17 protein-coding genes and 1 pseudogene are annotated in these 16280 nt (G+C 63.2%); 17 read left to right on the top strand and 1 reads right to left on the bottom strand.

Going from position 1 to position 16280, the window contains the following annotated elements:
• The first annotated feature begins 122 nt into the window (after positions 1-122).
• From recA to VIG32_10210, 17 genes and pseudogenes are all read left to right on the top strand, one after another.
• Positions 123-1160 (top strand): annotated as a pseudogene (gene recA, locus VIG32_10290) (recombinase RecA).
• Positions 1160-1645, top strand: a complete 486-nt coding sequence (locus tag VIG32_10285) for a regulatory protein RecX (GenBank protein ID HEY8298398.1) — start codon at positions 1160-1162, stop codon at positions 1643-1645. The pseudogene recA and the gene VIG32_10285 overlap by 1 nt, the downstream one beginning before the upstream one ends.
• Positions 1646-1927: 282 nt before the next feature.
• Entirely contained in the window at positions 1928-2317 is a 390-nt protein-coding gene (locus VIG32_10280; GenBank protein ID HEY8298397.1) for a hypothetical protein, read from the top strand.
• Between the two features lie 40 nt (positions 2318-2357).
• Positions 2358-3047 carry a response regulator transcription factor gene (locus VIG32_10275; GenBank protein ID HEY8298396.1) on the top strand — a complete coding sequence of 230 codons (690 nt, stop codon included), beginning with the start codon at positions 2358-2360 and terminating at the stop codon, positions 3045-3047.
• The gene (locus VIG32_10270; GenBank protein ID HEY8298395.1) at positions 3016-4173 is read left to right on the top strand and encodes a HAMP domain-containing sensor histidine kinase; all 1158 of its coding nucleotides are present in this window, start codon (positions 3016-3018) and stop codon (positions 4171-4173) included. The genes VIG32_10275 and VIG32_10270 overlap by 32 nt, the downstream gene beginning before the upstream one ends.
• A gap of 10 nt (positions 4174-4183) precedes the next feature.
• Positions 4184-4516 (top strand): hypothetical protein, encoded by a 333-nt coding sequence (locus VIG32_10265; GenBank protein ID HEY8298394.1) that lies wholly within the window; start codon positions 4184-4186, stop codon positions 4514-4516.
• Positions 4513-5025 carry a hypoxanthine phosphoribosyltransferase gene (gene hpt / locus VIG32_10260; protein HEY8298393.1) on the top strand — a complete coding sequence of 171 codons (513 nt, stop codon included), beginning with the start codon at positions 4513-4515 and terminating at the stop codon, positions 5023-5025. The genes VIG32_10265 and hpt overlap by 4 nt, the downstream gene beginning before the upstream one ends.
• Before the next feature lie 28 nt (positions 5026-5053).
• Positions 5054-6355, top strand: a complete 1302-nt coding sequence (locus tag VIG32_10255) for a glycoside hydrolase family 125 protein (protein HEY8298392.1) — start codon at positions 5054-5056, stop codon at positions 6353-6355.
• A gap of 24 nt (positions 6356-6379) precedes the next feature.
• Positions 6380-7642, top strand: a complete 1263-nt coding sequence (locus VIG32_10250; GenBank protein HEY8298391.1) for an adenylosuccinate synthase — start codon at positions 6380-6382, stop codon at positions 7640-7642.
• 151 nt (positions 7643-7793) lie between these two features.
• Positions 7794-9461 (top strand): flagellar basal-body MS-ring/collar protein FliF, encoded by a 1668-nt coding sequence (fliF, locus tag VIG32_10245; GenBank protein HEY8298390.1) that lies wholly within the window; start codon positions 7794-7796, stop codon positions 9459-9461.
• Positions 9462-9464: 3 nt separating this feature from the next.
• Positions 9465-10547, top strand: a complete 1083-nt coding sequence (gene fliG / locus VIG32_10240; protein HEY8298389.1) for a flagellar motor switch protein FliG — start codon at positions 9465-9467, stop codon at positions 10545-10547.
• Positions 10548-11387: a FliH/SctL family protein gene (locus VIG32_10235; protein ID HEY8298388.1), complete on the top strand. Its 840-nt coding sequence runs from the start codon at positions 10548-10550 to the stop codon at positions 11385-11387. It begins immediately after the preceding gene.
• A 5-nt stretch (positions 11388-11392) separates the two neighbouring features.
• Entirely contained in the window at positions 11393-12712 is a 1320-nt protein-coding gene (fliI, locus tag VIG32_10230) for a flagellar protein export ATPase FliI (protein ID HEY8298387.1), read from the top strand.
• Positions 12712-13173: a flagellar export protein FliJ gene (gene fliJ / locus VIG32_10225; GenBank protein HEY8298386.1), complete on the top strand. Its 462-nt coding sequence runs from the start codon at positions 12712-12714 to the stop codon at positions 13171-13173. Before fliI ends, fliJ begins: the two co-directional genes overlap by 1 nt.
• Positions 13170-13811: a hypothetical protein gene (locus VIG32_10220; GenBank protein HEY8298385.1), complete on the top strand. Its 642-nt coding sequence runs from the start codon at positions 13170-13172 to the stop codon at positions 13809-13811. The genes fliJ and VIG32_10220 overlap by 4 nt, the downstream gene beginning before the upstream one ends.
• Before the next feature lie 249 nt (positions 13812-14060).
• Positions 14061-15407, top strand: coding sequence for a chorismate-binding protein (locus VIG32_10215; protein HEY8298384.1), 1347 nt, complete (start codon positions 14061-14063; stop codon positions 15405-15407).
• A complete protein-coding gene (locus VIG32_10210; protein ID HEY8298383.1) occupies positions 15404-15994 on the top strand; it encodes an aminodeoxychorismate/anthranilate synthase component II in 591 nt (196 codons plus the stop codon). Before VIG32_10215 ends, VIG32_10210 begins: the two co-directional genes overlap by 4 nt.
• Here the strand turns inward: VIG32_10210 and VIG32_10205 are convergent.
• Positions 15973-16280, bottom strand: a 308-nt coding sequence (locus VIG32_10205) for a hypothetical protein (GenBank protein ID HEY8298382.1), incomplete at its 5' end; no start/stop codon positions are given. The genes VIG32_10210 and VIG32_10205 overlap by 22 nt on opposite strands.

Genomic DNA, 16280 nt, shown 5'->3' with positions numbered 1-16280 from the left:
CGATTGGCGGTGCCGTATACCAACGGCTAAAGATGACATGCCGGATGCCACCCACTTGGCACCGGCAGGCCATAGAGTGATGGCACAAAGAGCATTTGTTGTTGAGACGGAGATGGTAAATAATGGCAGCGCAAGACGAACGGCAGGTCGCCCTCAGTAACGCCCTCGCACAGATCGAGCGGCAGTTCGGTAAGGGCTCGATCATGCGAATGGGCGATTTTCAAGAGCGGATGGCTTTTGAGGTCGTCCCCTCAGGCTCGATCGCGCTCGACCTGGCACTGGGCGTCGGCGGGTTTCCACGCGGCCGAATCGTCGAGATCTACGGGCCGGAATCCAGCGGTAAGACGACCCTCGCGCTTCACGCGATCGCCGAGGCGCAGAAGACCGGCGGTACCGCTGCGTTCATCGATGTCGAGCACGCTCTCGATCCCACGTATGCGGCGGCCCTCGGCGTCGATCTCGATAATCTGCTCGTCTCGCAGCCCGATACCGGCGAACAGGCGCTCGATATCGCCGAGATGCTGATCCGCTCCAACGCGGTCGACATTGTCGTGCTCGACTCGGTCGCGGCCCTGGTGACCAAGGCCGAACTCGAAGGCGATATGGGCGATACGCACGTCGGCCTCCAGGCGCGCTTGATGTCGCAGGCGCTGCGCAAACTCACCGCGGCGATCTCGCGCAGTAAGACCGTCATGGTCTTCATCAATCAACTGCGCGAAAAAGTCGGCGTAATGTTCGGCAGTCCCGAGACCACCTCAGGCGGACGCGCGCTGAAGTTTTACGCGTCGATTCGTCTCGACGTTCGCAAGCTCGAGCAAATCAAGATCGGCACCGACGTCGTCGGTACGCGGACGCGCGTCAAGGTGGTGAAGAACAAGGTCGCCCCGCCATTCCGGATGGCCGAGTTCGACATCACCTACGGCCGCGGCATCAGCAAAATGGGTTCGATTCTCGACGTCGCGCTCGAGCAGAACATCGTCGGCAAGAGCGGATCGTGGTATACCTACGGCGACACGCGCATCGGTCAAGGCCGCGAGAACGCGAAGTCATATCTCGAGGAGCACCTCGACCTCGCCGACGAGATCACGGCGAAGATTCGCGAACAGCTCGCCGGCGCGGTCTCCCGCAACGGCCAAGCGCAGCCCATCTCGGCAGAGTAATGGACGAGCGCGACGGCGCGCTTCGGAAGTGCTACATAACGGCGTTGCGCATGCTCGCGCAACGCCGTCTTACGCAAGCGCAGCTCTGGCAGAAACTCGAACGCAAAGGGTACGAAGACGCGGCGATCCGCAGCGCGCTCGACCGCTGCACGGCCGACGGTTATGTAGACGACCGCCTGTACGCGCAACTCTACGTCGAGCAGAAACGCAAGGCCGTGGGCAACGTGCGGCTCGTCGGCGAACTGGTTCGCAAAGGCATCGATCGCGACGCCGCCCATCGCGCGGTGCAGCAGAGCGAGACCGACGAGTCCGTCCGCATCGCGCTCGCGCTCGAGAAACTCTTTCGAACCAAACCCGAGACGAATTATTCTTCGGCGGCACGCGCCCTCGAACGCCTAGGCTTCCCCGCATCGCTCATCTACCGCAAACTACGCGAACATGCCGCAACCTACGGCCCATTCGCAAACGCCCTCGAAACCGAATAATCCAAGCGGGATCAGGCCCCTCGCGCTGTGGCAAAAAAAGCGGCGCCCATCGCTTGACAAGAGGGGGACTAGGCCTCGACAAGCTCATGCTTCGACAAGCTCATGCTTCGACAAGCTCAGCATGACAAGGGGGGGCGACAAAAAAAGCAGGACGCATCCCCTTGTTGTCATCCTGAGCTTGTCGAAGGACGGCCCTGCCACTTTCTTTTAAGCTAACCACTTGCTTTTAGCAAGTAACATATGATACCCTAGCGCTGCACTAAGACGTTAAGGAGTAGGATCATGAAGACGGCTTCCACGATCGCGCGCATCTTGCTAGGCCTCATATTCGTCGCGGCCGGGCTCTCAGGATTTCTGATCTTCCATAATCCACCGCAGGCGCCGCCGGGACTAGCGGGCGCTTTCCAGGATGTGTTCTTCAAGTCGGGATGGGTGCTCTTCGTCGATGCAATCCAAATGATCACCGGTCTCTTGCTGCTGGCGAATCGGTTCGTACCGCTCGCATTAACCGCGCTCGCCGCGGTGATCTTTAATATCTATATCTTCCATCTCACCATGGCGCCGATTGGCCTACCCGCACCCATCGTGGTGACGGTGCTCTGGCTGCTCGTCGCGCTGCCGCTGCGCTCGCACTTTGCGCCGCTTCTCGTCACGAAGGCCGCTAGCTCGTAGCGGTGTCCGGGGCGGACCGTGCTCGGGCACTACGTCAGGCATGTCCGCCCTAAAGGTTTTGCTCGCCGAGGACGATCCGTCGATCCGCGATCTCTTAACGCATCACCTCGCACGCGAAGGCTTCGAGGTTCTCGCAGTCGGCGACGGAAACGCGGCTCTGCGCGCGGCGCGCAGCTTCGCCGATCTGTTGCTGCTGGACGTGGGGCTGCCCGGCGTCGACGGATTCGATGTGGCGCGCACGCTTCGGCGCGAACGGCGGGAGATTCCGATCGTGATGCTGACCGCGCGAACGGATGAGATCGATCGGATCGTCGGATTGGAACTCGGTGCCGACGACTACATCCTCAAACCGTTTTCGGCGCGCGAAGTGGTTGCGCGCGTGAAGGCGATCGTACGGCGAACGGGACAAGTCTACGACGCACCGCCGGCCGTGCTGACGTTCGGACGGCTCGAGATCGACGAAGCCGCGCGCGAAGTGCGCATCGACGGAATCGATGCACGGTTCAAGCCCCGCGAGTTCGCGCTGCTCTTCGCGCTAGCCAGCAATCCGGGTGTCGCACTCTCGCGCCGCGTGCTGCTCGAGCGCGTTTGGGGATTCGATTTCGAGGGCGACGAACGGACCGTGGACGTACACGTGCGCAGAGTGCGGTTGAAGATCGAACGCGAACCGAACGTGCCGGCGATGGTGCAGACGATCCATGGCTTCGGTTACAAGTTCGCTCGCGCGTAAACGCCCGCTGCCGCTCGCAGAGGTAGCCGGCGAGATCGAGTCGGCGCTGGCCTCACGCCCCGTCCCGCTCTTGGTCGTCCGGTTACCGGAGTTCGAACGAATCGCGTGGCGCGAGGGGCGGCGCGCCGCATTGCGCGTCGAGCGGCGCACGATCGCGGCGCTCGTGAAATCGGCGCGGCAATCGTTACGCGCCGGCGACCTTTTCGGTCACGATCCGGGCAGCGACATATTCGCGATCGTTATGGCCGCACCGTCGCGCGAAGAGCGAACGCTCTCGCCCGTCGACTGCCGGGCGGTGCTCGAACGTATCGCTGCCGGCATTTCGCTGGTTTGCGATACGCGCATCGAGATCGGGTGGACGATGTTACGGCATTACGATCCGCTCCTAGGCTTGCAGCGCGAGATCGAAGCGGCGTTGGAACGCGGCGCGCGCGAACGCGAGCGTTACGAATTCTTCGCCGCAATCGGTCACGAACTGCGAACGCCGCTCACCTCGATACGAGGCTACCTGGATACGCTGCTCGAGGGAGAGGCCGACGCCGCCACCTCGCGGCGCTTCCTGGAAACGGCGCGCCGCGAGGCGCTGCGTCTTGGCCGCCTGCTCGATGGAATGTTCGAATTCTCGCTGCTCGATCTTTCGGCCGACACCTTCGTGCGCGCGGTCTGCAACGTGCGCGAAGCGGCCGAGCGTGCCGCCGAGAGCGTGGAGCCCTTCGCGCGCGCCCGCGGCATCGCGATAGATGCGAGCGTCTGTGACGTGCGGGTCGCCATGGAAGGGGACACGTGCGTGCAAGCACTGGTCAATCTGCTGGAAAATGCCGTCAAATACGGGCGCGATCGCGGGTGCGTTCGCGTTCGCTCCGGCGTGCGCGATCCGTTCGTCGTGATTACGGTGGAAGACGACGGGCCCGGCGTCTGTGCGGTTGAGCGTGAATCGATCTTCGGTTTGCGCGTTCGCGGAGCTTCGACGGCGTCGCGCCCGGGGACGGGCATCGGTCTCGCGATCGTGAAGCTGATCGTCGAGCGGGCGGGCGGCGAAATCTCCGTTGCTGAGTCTAGCCTGGGAGGCGCGCGCTTCGAGTTAACGCTCCCGGTGTGGGCGGAATCGGGAGCGCTCGTGTCGTAGGAATTGGTCCGTGGCAACGTATGCGGCCCGGTTCGCCCATTGCAGCGAAGCAGATCTCGCCCGGCTCTTGGATTTTTACGGCGTGGACTGGCGGTACGAACCGCGCAGTTTCCCGATTCTCTGGGACGCGCAAGGCGGCGTTCTCGAGTCGTTCACCCCGGATTTTTACCTTCCGGAGTTCGATCTTTATCTCGAGATGACCGTGATCCGGCCCCGTCTGCAGACGCGCAAGAACCGAAAGCTGCGTTTGCTGCGCGATGCCTACCCGGAGATAAACATCAAACTCTTTACCAAGCGCGACGTCGAGCGCGTGTTCGCACAGCGACTCGGAAAAGCTTCGTGATCGCCGACATCCTCTTCGACGAGCAGACCATCGCAGCGCGGGTCGGCGAGTTAGGTGCGGCCATCTCGCGCGATTATGCGGGCAAGCTGCCGATGATCGTCGGCGTGCTCGATGCATCGGCCGTCTTCGTGGCCGATCTCACGCGAGCTATCGAGATTCCAAGCGAGTTCGACTTTATCGCGCTCACGCGCTATACCGGCTCCGAAGGTATTCGTTTCGAAAAGGACACGTCGGCCTCGGTTGAGGGCCGGCACGTGCTCCTGGTCGAGGACACCATCGATACCGGGCTCACGCTCTCGTACGTGCTCAAGAGCCTGCGCGCTCGCGGCCCGGCTTCGCTCGCCGTCTGCGCGCTGCTGGACCGGCCGCACCGCCGTCTAGCGGCGATCGAACTCAAATATCGCGGTTTCGAGATCCCCGACGTCTACGTGGTCGGATACGGGCTCGGATTTAAGGGACGTTATCGCGAGTTGCCTGCGTTGTACGCTCATGGAAGTTGGCCGCAATAACGTGAACCGCTCTATCCGCCGATGCGTCATGCGCTCGCTCGCTGTCGTTGCGATCGCGAGTACGTTTGTGCTGCCGATGCGAGCCTCGTCGCTCGATATCGGCTCCATTCAAAAAGCCGCGGCGGATTATCAAAATCCCAACGCGCATCTCCAGGAGATGTTCCGCGCGGCGTTGCTCGACACCACGAAACTCGCGCAGTTTGCGCCCGACGGAACGGCGTACGTAAAAACCGGCGATATCCCCGCCGAGTGGCTGCGCGACGCCAGCGCTCAAGTTCGTCCCTACTTATACTATGCCAAGGACGATCCGCAAGTGCGAACGCTCCTCAAAGCGATCGTCGCGCGCGAATCGAAATACCTTCAAGTCGACCCCTACGCGAACGCCTTTACGCTCGACTATCGCGTGTGGGAGCAGAAATTCGAACTCGATTCGCTGGCTTACCCGGTAACGCTCGCGTGGAGCTATTGGAAGACGACCGGCGACGCGTCGGTTTTTACGCCCGATGAGGCCAAGGCGCTCGACGCCGTGCTCGCGACGATGCAGCGCGAACAAGACCACCCGCGCAACTCGCACTACACGCACAAAGAACTGCCCAAGGACGGGCGCGGAAATCCCGTGGGCTACACCGGCATGATCTGGACCGGGTTTCGGCCATCGGACGATGCCTGTTACTACAACTATTTGATTCCGTCGGAGATGTTTGCCGTCGTCGCACTCGGCGATATGGCCGAGATCGAACGCGACGTCTATCACAACGTGATCAAAGCTCAGCAAGCCAAAGCGCTGCGCGACGAAGTACAAAAGGGGATCCAGACGTTTGGTCTGGTGAACGTGCCGAAATACGGGTACGTCTACGCCTACGAAGTCGACGGGCTCGGCCATGCGATCCTCACCGACGACGCGAACGTCCCGAGCTTGCTTTCGGCGCCGTACATCGGATACACGACCGCGAACGATCGCAATTACCTGAACACGCGGGCGTTTTTGCTCTCGGCCGACGATCCCGCCTACTACACCGGCGGAATCGCGCGCGGGATCGGCAGCTACCACACGCCCGACCACTGGATCTGGCCGCTGGCGCTCGTTATGCAAGGCCTGACCGCGGGCGGCCGCGGCGAGAAGCTCGACGTACTCACCGAACTGCTCAATAGCGATCCCGGCGATCACCTCTTGCACGAATCCTTCGATCCGAACGATCCGAAACGGTTTACGCGCCAGGATTTCGGTTGGCCCAACGCGCTATTCTCGGAGTACATCATGACGTCGTTCGAAGGCATCGGAGAGATCCCAATGGGCGATACTTCCGATCTCGAGTTCCGCTCCGAATAACGCTTCGTCCGTAGAAAGTTCGCCGTGCCCGCACAGACCGCTGATATTATCGTAGGCATCCAATGGGGTGACGAAGGCAAGGGCCGCATCGTCGATTACTACGCGCGCGACTTCGACGTCGTCGCGCGGTTCGGCGGCGGCGACAACGCCGGGCATTCCATTCAGGTCGGCGATCGAAAACTGGCGCTGCGGATCGTGCCGTCGGGCGTCCTGCAGCCGCACTGCGACCTCTTCATCGGCGGCGGGACCGTCGTGAGCTTGGCGGGCGTAACGACCGAGCTCGACAACCTCGCGAAGATCGGCATCGACGTTTCGCGCGTAAAAATCTCCGATCGCGCGCACGTGGTCTTCGCCTATCACGCGGCGGCGGACCGTGCGAACGAAATCGCGCGCGGCGACGCCGCGATCGGCACGACGGGGCGCGGCATCGGGCCTGCCTACGTGGATAAGGTCGCGCGCAACGGCATCACGTTCGGAGATCTCGCCCGGCGCGAAGTTCTAGCCGACCGGATCCGCTTCAACCTGCACAGCCGGGCCTCGGCGCTCGGCGCCTCCGCGGGCTTGCCCTCCGAAGAAGAACTCATCGCCCAGACGCTCGAGGCCGCCGAACGCATTCGGCCGCACGTCGTCGACGGCGTCTCGTACGTTCACGACGGGCTCGAGAACGGTCGCAAGATCCTCATCGAAGGCGCCCAGGGCACGCTGTTGGACGTCGGATACGGCACCTATCCCTACGTTACCAGCTCCCATACGCTTGCCGGTGGTGCCTGCATCGGTCTGGGCATCGGGCCGACGGCCATCGGCCGCGTGATCGGCGTGGTCAAGGCCTATGCGACCCGCGTCGGCGCCGGCCCGTTCCCGTCGGAGCTGCACGACGAACGCGGCGAGCAGCTTCGCCGCAACGGCGGCGAGTTCGGCACGGTGACCGGCCGTCCGCGGCGTTGCGGATGGTTCGATGCCGTTGCCGCAAAGTACGCGGTCCGGCTCAACGGACTCACCGCCGCCGCGATTACGAAACTCGACGTGTTGAGCGGATTCGATCGCATCGGCATCGTGACCGGCTATCGCCTCGGCGGCAAGGCGGTGGGCTTCGAAGCCGCCGGTCTGCCGGGCCTCGAACTCGAGGTCGAGTATCTCGACGGTTGGCCCGACGATCTCGGCGCAATCCGGCGTCTTGCCGACTTGCCGGCTGCGGCGCGGGCCTACGTCGCCCGCCTCGCGGAGCTTCTCGGCGTTCCCGTCGAGTTGGTTTCGGTCGGCCCCGAGCGCTCGGCGCTCGCCAGCTAAACGGACGCGCCTAAAACCCTGTGGATAATCTCCGATACTAGCTTTTGAGTAGTCCATACGATTTATCTAATCGCTGTGGACCTTTGCCGTCGAGCACGGACGTTCGATGCAATGGCCAAGGCCGGCCTAAATATTTTGCTAGGGTGACTTTGTGGATCGCATCTCCGCGATGTGGAACGATCTTGCCGGCCGCATAGACACGATGTGGGCGTCACAGAACCGCCAGGGACGCAGTCTGGCAGTCGGTGGAATCGGCGTGGTGCTCTTCGCACTGCTGGCCGTCGCTTTTCTGTATTTTGGCCACAAGCAGCCCTACGAAGTGCTCTTCTCGAATCTCGCGCCGGCCGATGCGAGCGCCGTCACCCAGCATCTTAAAGACGACAAGGTACCTTACACGCTTTCGTCCGACGGCAAGACCGTGTACGTTCCTTCTCAATATCTCTCCGACGAGCGCGTCGCCATCGCGGGTTCCAACGTCATCAAAGGCGGCAGCACCGGCTACGAACTGTTCGACAAGACCAATTTCGGCATGACCGAGTTCGAGCAGAAGCTCGACAAGACGCGCGCGACCGAAGGCGAGCTGGAACGCACGATCGGCGGGCTCTCGCCGGTGCAGGCCGTGCGCGTGCACATCGCGCAGCCCGACGACACGCTCTACTCGACGACGCAATCGCCGACGACCGCGTCGGTGGCAATTACCACGAAGGACGGCGAGACGCTCGCTCCGCAGCAGGTCGAGGGCATCACGATGCTCGTGTCGCGCGCGGTCGAGGGACTTAAACCTGAAAACGTCACGATCGTCAACCAAGACGGTCAGGTGCTGCTGCCGTCGGCGAACGCCGCCGAGAACGGCGGATCGCCCGACGCGCTGAGCCTCACGCAAGAGCAACTCGTCGCCAAGCAGCGCTACGAGGCCGGCCTGCAGCAGAGCATTCAGTCGATGCTCGATCAAACGCTCGGGCCGCGTCACGCGGTCGCCCGCGTATCGACCAAGATGAATTTCGACGCGAACTCGACCGAAGCGAAGACCTACGCACCGCAGGGCACCGTCCTCTCGCAGCAGACGAAGCGCGAATCGTACAACGGCTCGCAACCGCAAAACCGGGCGGCCGGCGTTCCCGGAACTACCAGCAACATCGCAACGTATCAGGGCCTTCAGAACACGCAGTCGTCGGGGAAGTACAACAAAGCCGAAGCGACGACCAACTACAACATCTCGGTTCAGGACACCAAGCACATCGACGCCCCGGGCAAGGTGCTGCAAACCAGCGTCGCGGTGGTCGTGAATACCGGGAGCGCGCAGAATCCCGGCCAGCCCGCGCCGACCGGTGCGCAGCAGTACGCCGTCTCGCCCGCAAACGTCGCGCAGATTCGCAATTTGGTGATCGCCGCTGCCGGCTTGAACCTCAATACCGGCGATCAAATCTCGGTCGAAGCGATTCCGTTTAACCCCGCGTTGACGACCCCGGCCACGTTCGGTCAGGGCACGACGCAGGTTCTCGGCGTCCCGCTCTGGGCGCTGCTCGCACTCGGCGGCGTCGGAGCGCTGATCCTGCTCGGCCTGCTGGCAAGCCGGATGCGCCGGCGCGGTTCCTCGTTCCGCCCCGATATGGAGTTGCCGTCATTCGACTCGTCGCTCGCCGAAGAACTGCCGCCGTTCGAGGAGCACCCGATGCTCGACGGCGCGCCGGGCATCGCCGCACCGATTCGGTCGGCCGCCGACCTGACGCGCGAGCAGATGATCGAGTACGTGACGACGGTCGCGCAAGAGAACCCCGACAGCATTGCCAAGCTCGTCAAACTCTGGTTGGCGGAGTAATTCATGCAACACGATAGTCCGATCGTCAACTTGGCCGGAATGGAGGCGGGCATGCCGGAGAGCGCGTTCGCTCCCGAATATCCGATCGTCGAGGTCTCGGGGCCCGAAAAAGCCGCGATTCTGATCATCACGCTCGGGCTCGAACTCTCCGCAACGATTTTCAAGTTCTTGCGGCAGGACGAGGTCGAGCGCATCGTGCTCGAAATCGCCAAAATTTCGACGGTCTCGATCGAGAAACGCGATTCGGTCATCACGGAGGCGTACCAACGCGCGATCGCGCTCAAGTACATCAACGAGGGCGGAATCGAGTACGCGAAGGAGATTCTCGAGCGGTCGTTCGGTGCGGGTCAGGCCGACGACATGACCAACCGGCTCTTCGCGGCGCTCAAACACGGCAATCCACTCGAACTCATCAAAAAGACCGAACCGGCGCAACTGCTGCAGTTCATTCAAGACGAACACCCGCAGACGATCGCGCTGATCCTCGTCTACATGGCTCCGGATCAAGCCGGCGCCGTGCTCTCCGCACTGCCGCCGGAATTGCAGGCCGAGGTCGCGATGCGTATCGCCATTTTGCAGAAGACCGCACCGGAAGTATTGGAACAATTGGACGAACTTCTCGGCCGCCGCCTGCTCGTGAGCGGCGCGGACTTTTCGATGGCGGGCGGCGTGCAGTCGCTCGCGACGGTCATGGGCTTCGTCGATCGCGAAACGGAAAAAAACATTCTCGACGGGCTCTCAAAGCGCGATCCCGAACTTGCGACCGAAGTCAAGAACCTGCTCTTCGTTTTCGAGGATATCGTCAACCTCGACGATCGCTCGATCCAGCGCATCCTCAAAGAGGTCGACGGCAAAGATCTGGCGCTCGCGCTCAAATCTTCCAACGAAGATATGCTCGGCCGAATCTACAAAAACATGTCGTCGCGGGCGAGCGCGACGCTGCGCGAAGAGATCGAGCTGCTCGGACCGACGCGCATGCGCGAAGTCGGCAAAGCCCAACAGTCGATCGTCGACGTGATTCGCACGCTCGAAGAGAACGGTCAAATCATCATCGCCCGCGGCGCAAAGGACGAACGACTCGTCTAGATGGGCAAGATCGTCAAAGGTGCGCTGGTCAAGCATGGGTCGTACGTTCTCAAGGCGCCGCCGCAAATGAGCGTGCCGCCGCCGCGCGCCCGCGATCTCGTCGAACCCGCGAGTTCCGTAGAATTCGAAACCGAGCCCCGTCCGCAAGCGCCGGTGGATCGCGAAGCGGTCCGCGCCCAGGTCGAGAATCTCATCGCGGCGGCCGCCGCGGACGCGACCGCGCTGCTCGAAGAGGCGCGCCTGCGGGCAATCGCCTTGATTAACGATGCGACGGCTCGCGTCGCGCAGATCGAAGAGTCCGCGCGCGCCGCCGGTCACGAGGTCGGCATCGGCGACGGACGGGCCGCGGCGCAGGCCGAGATGGACGAAATGCTCTCGACGATGCGCGGTCTCGTGGAAATGGCACGGGTGGAACGCCATAAGATTATCGAGGGCGCCGAGCCGGAGATCGTGCGCCTCGCAACCACCATCGCGGAACGAATCTTGCACGAACACGTGGCGCTCGAGCCGGGAACGGTCCTCGAAATGACGCGCGCCGCGCTGACGCGCTTGATCAATCGCGAAACGGTGACGGTTCGCGTGAACCCCGCCGACATCGAGACGATGCGCGAGAATCGCGACACGATGATGTCGATGAACGACATCGAACATCTGCGCGTGATCGAGGATCAGCGCGTCGATCGCGGCGGCGTGGTCATCGAAACCGAAGCCGGCACCATCGATGCGAAGGTTTCAACGCAGCTGCGCGAGGTTCGCCGCCTGTTGCACGTTGAGGAAGCCCTCTCGCTCGCGCCGGCGGGCAAAGAGAGTCTGTTGAACCCGTCCGCTCAAGCGAGCTGACGCGCGTGACCGAACTGCCCGTTTTTTCCGCGGACCGCTACATCGGATTGATCGAGTCCGTCGATCTCGTGCGCCAGAACGGAAAGGTGCGCCAGGTGATCGGCGTCGTGATCGAGAGTCTCGGCCCAAACATGGCGATCGGCGAGACTTGCGAGATCAGCTACAAGCGAACGGCGGAGCCGGTCCTTGCCGAAGTCGTGGGATTCCGCGACAATCGCGTGCTGATCATGCCGCTCGGCGAGTTGCGCGGTATCGGGGCCGGCTCAGAAGTCGTGAGTCTTGGAAAGCCGCTTGAAATCGGCTGCACGGATCGACTTCTTGGGCGCGTACTCGACGGGTTGGGCCGCCCGATCGACGGCAAGGGGCGTATCGTTGCAGAGAAGCGCTCGCGCGTTTTGGCGGCGCCGCCCGATCCGCTCACGCGCAAGCGAATCACCGAGCCGCTGACGCTCGGCATTCGCGCGATCGACGGATTGCTGACCTGCGGAAAGGGCCAGCGCGTCGGCATCTTCGCGGGTAGCGGCGTCGGCAAGTCGACGATCCTCGGCATGATCGCGCGCAATACGTCGGCCGATATCAACGTCATCGCGCTCATCGGCGAGCGGGGCAAAGAGGTGCGCGACTTCATCGAGCGCGATCTTGGCGAAGATGGACTGCGGCGCAGCGTGGTCGTGGTTTCCACGAGCGACCAGCCCGCTTTGGTGCGCATCAAGGCCGCCTTCGTGGCGACGACCATCGCCGAATATTTCCGGGACCAGGGCCTCGACGTCATGCTGATGATGGATTCGGTCACGCGGTTTGCAATGGCCCAGCGCGAAGTCGGGCTCGCAATCGGCGAACCGACGACCACGCGCGGTTACACGCCGTCGGTCTTCGCGCTCTTGCCGAAGCTTCTGGAACGCGCGGGGACGGCGCAGGTCGGTACGATCACCGGGCTGTACTCCACGCTCGTCGACGGCGACGATATGAACGAGCCGGTCGCCGACGCAGTGCGTTCGATTCTCGACGGACACATCGTTCTCTCGCGCCAGCTCGCGGCGGCGAACCACTACCCCGCGATCGACGTCCTCGGCAGCATCAGCCGCGTGATGCCCGACGTGGTCGATCAAAACCAGCATTCGGCCGCGTCCGCGGTGCGCGACGTGATGGCGACCTACCGCGACGCCGAAGATCTGATCAACATCGGCGCGTACGTTCCGGGCAGCAATCCGCGAGTCGATTTGGCGCTCTCGAAGATTGAGTCGATCCGGCACTTCCTGCGACAAGGCGTCTACGAGTCGTCATCGTACGAACAGACCGTCAATCAATTGATGGGCGTGGCGTGATGAAGAAGTTCACCTTCGCGCTAAAACCCGTGCTCGATCAGCGCGAGCGCATCGAAGACGAACGCGCGCAAGCACTGGCGGCTCGGCAGCGCGAATTGACGCTCGCGCAGGACGAACTGGCGCGGCTCAATGCGGAGTTTCGCCGCCATACCACGACCTTGCGCGAAGATCATCGCGAGTTTACGAGCGAGCAGCTGCGCCTGCACTACGCCCACCTGGATTTTCTCGATCGCGCGATTACGGCCCAAGAGCGCGTCGTAGCAACGCGCCGCGCCGAGTTCGAGCGCGCGCGCGAACTGCTCGTGGACGCAAGCAAGGATCGCAAGGCGATCGAAAAACTGCAAACGCGCAAATACGAACAATTCGTGGCGCTCGAAAGCCGGCTCGAACAACGCGACGCCGACGACGCCAACGAACGCCGCTATAGCCGCGCCCAGCAAGCGCCCGGAGGTCTCTCGTGATCGTCACCCGCCGTCGCCGGAAGCAGTTCCCCTGGAAGCGGATAGCGGTGCCCGTTATCGCGCTCGCGATCGTAGTCGGCGCATTTACGTGGCCGCCATCGCAGCACTGGATCGCGACCGGACCGCTCGCGCCCGCATGGCGCGCGGCCGCCCCAGTCGGCGCTCCGCTGCATTTCGCCGCGCAGAACCAGACGATCACCGATCAAAATCGCCAGATCATCGCGCTGCAGAAGCAACTCGCCGTGGAAAAGACGCAGACGGCCGATCGCGACAAACGCATCTCCTCGCTGCAGACGCAATTGAACCAGGCGCAGACGCGGGCCGCGCAAGCACAGGCTCCGGCGCCGCGCGAGTCGCAGGCGAACAACGTTCAATCGGCCGGGGCTTCCATCGCGCAGCCGGCGGCGCAAACCGAAGACTTGGCCCAAAGCGGAACGCCCGACATGCGTCGAACGGCGCAGGAGTGGGGATCGATGGACGCCGAGGCCGCGGCGAAAGTCGTGCAAAAATTGCCCCTGGCTTACGTCGCACGCATTTTCGCCCTCATGTCGCCCGACGCAGCCGGCGCGATTCTCGAAAACGTTCCGCCAGCCTACGCGGCGGCGCTAACGCAGGAACACCCGGAACTGCGCCGCTAGCTCGTCCCCGTTGTGCGGCGCATGGTGTAAGTGAAAGCCGCGAGCCGAACCACCTGCTCTAGCCACGCAGGAATTTCCGGCGTCGATCGGCTATTCTGGTCGTCGATGCGCTTGGTACTTTCGTGGTGGTGGCAGGTTTCGGTCCGTTCCGGCCGGTAATTTCCGCGCGCCTTCGAGGGTGAAGATCGAACGCCGCCGGTATGCCGGGCGGCGTTTTTCTTTTTTGCAGGGTGAGTCGAGGGAGAAGGTATGGTTATTACGCGGACGATCGCGTCCGACGTGTTCACCCCCATCGCCGCCTATATGGCGCTTGCGACGCCGGGTGCGTCGTGCTTGCTCGAGAGCGTCGAGACCGGCGGACGCATCTCGCGGTACTCGTTCGTCGGCGTCGAGTACCGGCAGACGCGCTCGTTCGAGGGCGGTCCCGAATTGTTGAACGAGGTTCGCGCGTTCGTGAACGCGCATCGGGCGATCGGCGAAAGCGCTCCGCTCGGCGGCGCGCTCGTTGCGTTTGCCTACGACGCCGCACGTCCGTTCGCGCGATTGCCCGAGCGAGCCGCGAGCGCGCCGGCAATGCCGGCGGCCTACGTGGCGATTCCGGCGACCTGGCTGATCTTCGATCACTTTACCGATCGCCTCACCATCTGGACGAGCGGCGACGACGCCGCCGCGTTGGAACGGCGCATCGACGGATACGTGCGGTCGCTGCTGGAAACGGCGCCGCGTCTCCCGGCATCCGTACGCGGCGTCGAGCCGGTCGCGCAATCGATCGCACGCGACGACTACCTCGCGCTCGTCGCTCGGGTTAAAACGTGCGTTTACGACGGCGACGTTTATCAGTTGCAGCTCGGCATCCGCTTCGGAGCACGCTTTGACGGCACGGCGCTCGATTTGTATCGCTCGCTGCGCTCGATCAATCCGTCGCCGTATATGTTTTACGTGGAGACGCCGTTCGGCGAAGTTCTGGGGGCTTCGCCCGAGTTTCTCGTGCGGCTGGAAGGACGCAAGGCGCGCATCCGCCCGCTCGCCGGAACCCGTTCGCGTGGATCCGACGAGCGTGAAGATGCGGCTATCGCCTCCGAGCTGCTGGCGAACGAAAAGGAGCGAGCGGAGCACGTCATGCTGGTCGATCTGGGCCGCAACGACTTGGGCGCGGTCTGCGAGTACGGGAGCGTCCGCCCGACCGAACTGCTGCAGATCGAGCGGTACAGCCACGTCATGCATATCGTTTCGGACCTTACCGGCACGCTGCGCGCGGAGTGCGACGGGCTCGATCTCTTCGCCGCCGGGTTTCCGGCGGGAACCGTGACCGGCACGCCCAAAGTTCGAGCGATGCAATTGATCGACGAGCTCGAGCCGGTTGCGCGCGGGTTTTATGCCGGCAGCATCGGCCGCTGGTCCGACGGCGGCGACTTCGATTCGTGCATCACCTTGCGCAGCGTGCACGTGCGCGACGGCGTCGCCTACTGGCAAGCCTCGGCCGGGATCGTCGCCGACAGCGATCCGGCGGCCGAGTACGACGAGATCCTGCACAAGACGCGCATCGTTCGCGCCGTGCTCGGTCTCGATGGCGACGCGGGCGGGTGCGCGCGATGAGCGATCTCTTGTTCGTCGATAACTACGATTCGTTTACGTACAACGTGGTGCATCTGCTCGTCTCGCAAGGGGCGACGGTCGACGTGATGCTCAACGACGACGCGCGCCTGCAGCCCGCGCTGCTTGCCAACTACTCGGCGCTAGTCGTCGGGCCGGGGCCTGGGAACCCCGGTCAGGTTCCGGCGACGCTTGCTATGCTGCGCGCGGCGGCTGCGACGCGCAAACCGGTACTCGGCGTCTGTCTTGGCTTGCAGGCGGTCGGTGAGATCTTCGGCGGCCGCATCGGACACGCGCCGCAGCTCATGCACGGGAAGACGTCGCCGATCCACCACGACGGCACCGGACTCTTCGGGGGCGTTCCGACGCCCTTTACCGCAACGCGCTATCACTCGCTGTGCATCGAGCCCGCATCGCTCCCCGCTGAACTCATCGTGACCGCGCACAGCGACGACGGCGTCATTCAAGCGGTCGCGCACCGCACGCTGCCGATCGTCGCCGTGCAATTCCACCCGGAATCGATCCTCAGCGAGCACGGCGACCGCATCGCCCGCAATTTCCTACGCTCTTACCGTGAGATCCGCGTGTAATCGTTGATCCAGTTGACTTCCCACGTCTTTCCGCCATCGCTTGAGAACGATTGGTCGGAGCGTGCCGAGGTCGGGGAGAACGAATCGACTCTAAAGCGAACCAAAATGGCCCTTCCGTTCAGCGTATCGTTGCTGAAGAAGACCCCGCGACCGTTTTTGAACGAGCCGGTCATCGCGTCGCTCACCACGCCCACGCGGTTCGTGGCGAAGTAGAGATTCCACGTCCGCGTTTGCGGATTATAAAGACGCAGCGACAAAAGTTCGAGGTGCCCCGCCGGTCCATCGG

The sequence above is a fragment of the Candidatus Baltobacteraceae bacterium genome, assembly GCA_036559195.1.
Classification (GTDB): Bacteria; Vulcanimicrobiota; Vulcanimicrobiia; order Vulcanimicrobiales; family Vulcanimicrobiaceae; genus JALYTZ01.
This window is presented reverse-complemented; position numbering and strand designations above follow the sequence as displayed.

Bases quoted from the DNA above. Each gene is read 5' to 3' on its own strand.
- VIG32_10255 (HEY8298392.1), top strand. From the start codon at position 5,054: ATGCGCTCGCTCGCTGTCGTTGCGATCGCGAGTACGTTTGTGCTGCCG.
- VIG32_10215 (HEY8298384.1), top strand. From the start codon at position 14,061: ATGGTTATTACGCGGACGATCGCGTCCGACGTGTTCACCCCCATCGCC.
- VIG32_10285 (HEY8298398.1), top strand. From the start codon at position 1,160: ATGGACGAGCGCGACGGCGCGCTTCGGAAGTGCTACATAACGGCGTTG.
- VIG32_10270 (HEY8298395.1), top strand. From the start codon at position 3,016: ATGGCTTCGGTTACAAGTTCGCTCGCGCGTAAACGCCCGCTGCCGCTC.
- fliJ (HEY8298386.1), top strand. From the start codon at position 12,712: ATGAAGAAGTTCACCTTCGCGCTAAAACCCGTGCTCGATCAGCGCGAG.
- VIG32_10210 (HEY8298383.1), top strand. From the start codon at position 15,404: ATGAGCGATCTCTTGTTCGTCGATAACTACGATTCGTTTACGTACAAC.
- VIG32_10235 (HEY8298388.1), top strand. From the start codon at position 10,548: ATGGGCAAGATCGTCAAAGGTGCGCTGGTCAAGCATGGGTCGTACGTT.
- VIG32_10275 (HEY8298396.1), top strand. From the start codon at position 2,358: ATGTCCGCCCTAAAGGTTTTGCTCGCCGAGGACGATCCGTCGATCCGC.
- fliG (HEY8298389.1), top strand. From the start codon at position 9,465: ATGCAACACGATAGTCCGATCGTCAACTTGGCCGGAATGGAGGCGGGC.
- VIG32_10280 (HEY8298397.1), top strand. From the start codon at position 1,928: ATGAAGACGGCTTCCACGATCGCGCGCATCTTGCTAGGCCTCATATTC.